The sequence below is a fragment of the Petralouisia sp. genome (assembly GCF_056822245.1).
Map to the genome: position 1 here is coordinate 1 of NZ_JBQIOP010000092.1, position 5,167 is coordinate 5,167.

Annotated in this window: 4 protein-coding genes; 1 reads left to right on the plus strand and 3 read right to left on the minus strand. The window is 44.9% G+C overall.

Annotated elements, in window-relative coordinates; translation table 11 throughout:
* Positions 1–367 precede the first annotated feature (367 nt).
* The 3 genes from ACTO17_RS19435 to uxuA form a co-directional block, all read right to left on the minus strand.
* Positions 368–1,048, minus strand: coding sequence for a GntR family transcriptional regulator (locus ACTO17_RS19435; protein WP_172537426.1), 681 nt, complete (start codon positions 1,046–1,048; stop codon positions 368–370).
* A gap of 145 nt (positions 1,049–1,193) precedes the next feature.
* On the minus strand, positions 1,194–2,807 hold the full coding sequence (locus ACTO17_RS19440) for a mannitol dehydrogenase family protein (protein WP_482559084.1): 1,614 nt from the start codon (positions 2,805–2,807) through the stop codon (positions 1,194–1,196).
* 78 nt (positions 2,808–2,885) lie between these two features.
* Positions 2,886–3,959 (minus strand): mannonate dehydratase, encoded by a 1,074-nt coding sequence (gene uxuA / locus ACTO17_RS19445; protein WP_482559085.1) that lies wholly within the window; start codon positions 3,957–3,959, stop codon positions 2,886–2,888.
* A gap of 210 nt (positions 3,960–4,169) precedes the next feature.
* Here uxuA and ACTO17_RS19450 point away from each other — a divergent pair, with 210 nt between their 5' ends.
* Positions 4,170–5,069, plus strand: a complete 900-nt coding sequence (locus ACTO17_RS19450) for an AraC family transcriptional regulator (RefSeq protein WP_172537423.1) — start codon at positions 4,170–4,172, stop codon at positions 5,067–5,069.
* The last annotated feature ends 98 nt before the right edge of the window (positions 5,070–5,167 follow it).

Consider the following 5,167-nt stretch of genomic DNA (forward strand, 5'->3'; position numbering starts at 1 on the left):
ACGCCCCAAGGTCTTAAAACCACTAATATCTGCAATTTTCAAGGTTCTTTCGAGCCTTTTCTTTTAACTCGGTTTTTTCATAGATTATTTGACACTACCATTGTAAAAATTACGTTTACTTGAATCTTAGCTTGTATATTAGTATATTACTATGCAAATACACATTTGTCAATATTAGATCTAATAATTAATTTTTTCACAATCTATTTGTTATTTTTCCACAATTCATAATGGGTTTCATCTAAAACAGCCAGTATTTTTCTCGCATTTTGCACAAAAAAAAGACAGAGCACACTGCTCTGTCTCAGTATTTCCCTTTCCTGCTTTCTCTATTAGCAGAACGGGAAAGTCAAATTATGCCAGTATTTTAATTATCTTTAAAATACTGGGGATACTTTTTATGTATAATTTCCTTATCAATTTCGTGCTTGGTCAAGTGCTGCTCCATTGCCTTCTCCCCTTTGTCCGGATTTTTCATTCGGATTGCGTCCAGAATGTTCATATGATCGTCAATAACATACATCTGATCCACTGTTTTCGTCCGCAGCGTCCGCAAACGGTCAAAATGCAGGATCATATTGCTCATCAGCCTGTAAATATGCGATTTATTTGTAATGGTAAATAATTCTTTGTGGAACTGATTATCCAGTTTCAGTAATTCCGAAACTTCGTTGTTCTCTAAATAAAACCGCTGCAGCTTTACATTTTTTTCCAATCCCTGTATTTTCTCTTCCTCTAACCCCTGACAGGCCAGGCGGATCACCGCCCGCTCCAGGGTCAGACGCATAAACTGCGCCTCCTCCACCAGATTCCAGTCAATCCGCGAAACAAAACTGCCCTTCTGAGGATAGATCTCTACAATCTGCCCCTTGCTTAATTCAATCAATGCCTCTCTGACCGGAGTTCTTGAAAGGCCCAGTTCTGACGCAAGCTCGTTCTCACTGATTCTGCTTCCTGGCTCCAGTTCCAGCATCACTATATTTTCTTTTAACACACGCAGCGCATACTCCCGCCCGATTTCCCGCCCATAGCGTTCACTTACTTTCATTCCCTGTCTCCAGACTTTTTGTACTTGTATACCACATCACTAGTATACAAGTTCTATTATAACCAAAACCTGGGAATATCGTCAACCCCGCTCTGAAAGAATCTGCGCTCTTTTTCTCAAACGGCCATGGGAAGGAAACCGGAGCTTATCTGACGTATTTTTTTAAAACTGCGCGCACTGCGCCTTTTGCAGCGGCCAGTTCTTTGAAATACTCCAAGACTCTCTCTGCCATTCCTGCTTCATACAAGTTTACGCCGAAAATCTCCGCATCCTTCAGCACCGGCTCCAAAGCAGCTTCTGCATCTGCTGTTTCACCAAGACGGAGTTCTGCCACATAAGGGCGCACCGTTTCCAGAAGCGGGTCCGGGCTCAGTTCAAATGCATTTCCTTCATCATCCACTGCCAAAAGATACCGAAGCCACCCGGCAAACACCAGGGGAATCAGCTTCAAATCCGCTGCGTCCAGTTCCGGGGACGCCAGATACGCCTTAATGGTTTCCCCAAAACGGATGGCCAGCTTCTGGGAAGTGTCCGTTGCGATTCTCTGGGGAGTATCCGGCATAAACGGATTGGGTATGCGGACATTTAGTACTGTGTCAATAAATTCTCTGGGATTCAGCACCCCCGGATCTGTTACAACCGGAAGCCCTTCTGTATAACCAATGGCTTCCACCAGTTTTTTTAATTCGGTATCTTTCATTTCCTCGGAAATCTTCTGGTATCCCAACAGGCATCCGAAGATTGCCAGGGCAGTGTGAAGAGGATTCAGACAGGTGCAGACTTTCATTTTCTCCACCTTGTCCACGGTCTCACGATCTGTAAACATCAAACCGGCTTTTTCCAATGCGGGGCGCCCGTTGGGAAATGCATCTTCAATCACCAGATACTCACACTCTTCTGCGTTTACAAATGGCGCAACATAGGTATTTTTTGAAGTAATAACCGGATCTGGCTCTTCCACTCCGTCTGCTTTCAGAGCCGCTTCCACGGAAGCATCCGGACGGGGCGTAATCTTATCAATCATGGACCATGGAAACGTCACTTTTTCTTTATCATTGACGTATGCAAGGAATCCGGCTTCTGCAGTGCCGTTCTCTGTCCATTTCCCGGCAAATGTATGGACTGCCGCATAAAGTTTATCCCCATTATGGGAACAGTTATCCATGCTCACCATGGCTATCGGACGTTCCCCGGCCTGATAGCGGGTGTACAAAAGCGACGTCACTTTTCCGATATAACTTTCCGGCTTTTTGGGCCCTGCCAGGAAATCCTTTTCCACTTCCGGAAGAAATTCGCCTTTGCCGTTGACCAGACTGTATCCCTTTTCTGTAATGGTAAAAGAGGCCATCTGCAGGGAATCTTTTCGGAAAATCGTTTTTAACCGCTCATATTCCGCTTCATCCTCTGAATCTAAAATACAGGATTCCACTACAGAGCCCACCACTGTTTTCTCCACAGTTCCATCTGCTTTCAAAGTAACCAGAATGGAATAGTCATCGTGAGGCCGGTTCATTTTCCGGATGATTTCATAATCAAACCCTTCCGCCACAATCAGCCCCCGATCCAGTTCCCCTGCATTCAGCAGGTTTTGCACTGCATTTGCCTGGAATGCCCGGAAAATATTTCCTGCCCCAAAATGAATCCAGAATGGATTTTCTTTCGTTGCCGCCGCAACGGCCCTGCGATCAAACTGCGGAAGGCGAAAGCCCGCCTGCTGCCACTGTGTTTTATGTTCAAGTCCTTGCTGATTTAACTTCATTTCTGTTCTCTCCTTTTCTTAAACCCTCTCTGATTGATTGCTCTGTTTCTTCTTAAGCCTATCTGATTTAATTACAGACTATGAACGCCTTGCCGCTTTCTCAATGGCCTCCCAGAGTCCGTTCAGATACGATGCCCCCAGCGCCCTGTCGTACAGCCCATATCCCGGCATAGCCACTTCATCCCAAATCATGCGTCCATGATCCGGGCGGATGGGGCCTGTGAAGCCAATTTCATACAGGGCTTTCATGATTTCATACATATCAAAGGAACCGTCGGAGGACAAATGGGCCGCCTCCTCGAAATTGTCCGGTGTAACAAATTTCAGGTTGCGGACATGCGCAAAATGGATTCTTCCTTTCAGGGAGCGAATCATATCCGGCAGGTCGTTTTCCAGATTCGTGCCGTAAGAACCGGAACAGAAGGTTACGCCGTTATGGGGGTTGTCTGTCATTTTCATCATTCGAAGGATGTTCTCTTTGTTGATGATAATACGGGGAAGGCCGAATACGCTCCATGCCGGATCATCCGGATGAATTGCCATGTTAATATCGTATTTATCACATACCGGCATAATTTTATCCAGAAAATACTTCAAATTTGCAAACAATGCTTCTTCGTCCACATTTTGATACAATTCAAACAACTGTTTTACATTTGCCATACGCTCCGGTTCCCATCCGGGCATTACCGTACCGTTGGTGTCTCCTGCAATGGATTCAAACATTTTCTCCGGGTCCAGCGCGTCCACGGCTTGCTGAGTATATGCCAGTACCGTAGAACCGTCGGGTCTGACACGGGCCAGTTCTGTACGCGTCCAGTCAAACACCGGCATGAAATTGTAACAAACCAGACGGATCTCCTCTTTTCCCAGATTTTCCAGTGTTTCAATATAATTTTCAATGTACTGGTCTCTTTCCGGCGCCCCTGTCTTGATTGCGTCATGGATATTCACGCTCTCAATGCCAGACAGATTCAGCCCTGCCGACTCAATCTCCTTCTTCAATGCCCGAATCCTTTCAGGGCTCCATACTTCCCCGGGCGCAGCGTCATACAATGTGCTGATCACTCCGGTCACCCCTGGAATCTGCCGGATCTGCTTTAACGTCACTGTGTCAAATTTCGCTCCATACCATCTCAATGTCATTTCCATCGTCTTTGTTCCTCTCTTTGTAAATTCACTGTTTTAAGAAAACACAACAGCACAGCCTGATTTTTGTCTGAAAATTCTGTATTTTCTGCTCCATGGAAATATTATACAAACGCCTCCTGTCATTTCCAATTGAAATACTTGTTATGCACATTGTAAAAATTGCGGTATCATGTTAGACTCAACTCAGATCATTTGAAAAGGAGTATGATTGTGAAAAAAGATTTGCAAACGGTATTCAGTCCCCGCCAATATATGCAGTCCAGGGATTTCGAGATTTATTATTACAGCGGCGGCCATTCCTACCATGTGGAAAACCACGCCCATAAACATTATGAATTTTATTTTTTTCTGGAAGGAAACGTTTCAATACAAATCCAGGGCAGGGAGCATCTGTTAAAAAGCGGGGACATGATTGTGATTCCTCCCGGCGTTCCCCACTTTGCCACCGTTCTCAGCCCCGAGCCTTCTTACCGGAGATTTGTATTCTGGATCAGTCAGGAGTACTGCAGCGGACTTCTTCAGGTTTCCCCGGTTTACACGTACCTGATGCAGCAGGCATTGGTCACCCAGAACTATATTTTTCACTATGATATGCTTGCTTTTAAAGCGCTGCAGGGGAAAATATTTCAATTACTGGAAGAGATTCACTCGGAACGATTTGGAAAAGAAGCAAAGATTTCCCTCTGTGTCAACGACCTGATTCTGCATCTGAACCGCTCTGTTTACGAATTGCAGCATCCGAAAACGCCTCATGAAGAATTAACTCTTTATCAAAATCTTCTGCAGTTTATTGAAGGGCATCTGGAGGAAGAGCTGTCTCTGAATCGGCTTTCACAAGAATTTTATGTAAGCAAATATCACATATCCCATGTATTCAAAGAAAATCTGGGCCTGTCTGTACATCAGTTTATTACGAAGAAAAGGCTTCTTCTCTGCCGGGATGCGATACTCGCTCATACGGCAATCGGAGAAGCTTGTATGATGTGCGGTTTTCAGGATTATTCCAGTTTTTTCAGAGCCTTTAAGAAAGAATTCGGAATGTCCCCGAAGGAGTACCGGGAAATTTTTATGAGGGAAGATTTGGAACATGGGCAGAGAAGGGAATCCTAATCGGGTAGGAGGTAGATAATTATTTTATCTACCGACCTCCCACACCACCGTACGTACGGTTCCGTATACGGCGGTTCCTTAGTTTTCACATACTTTCA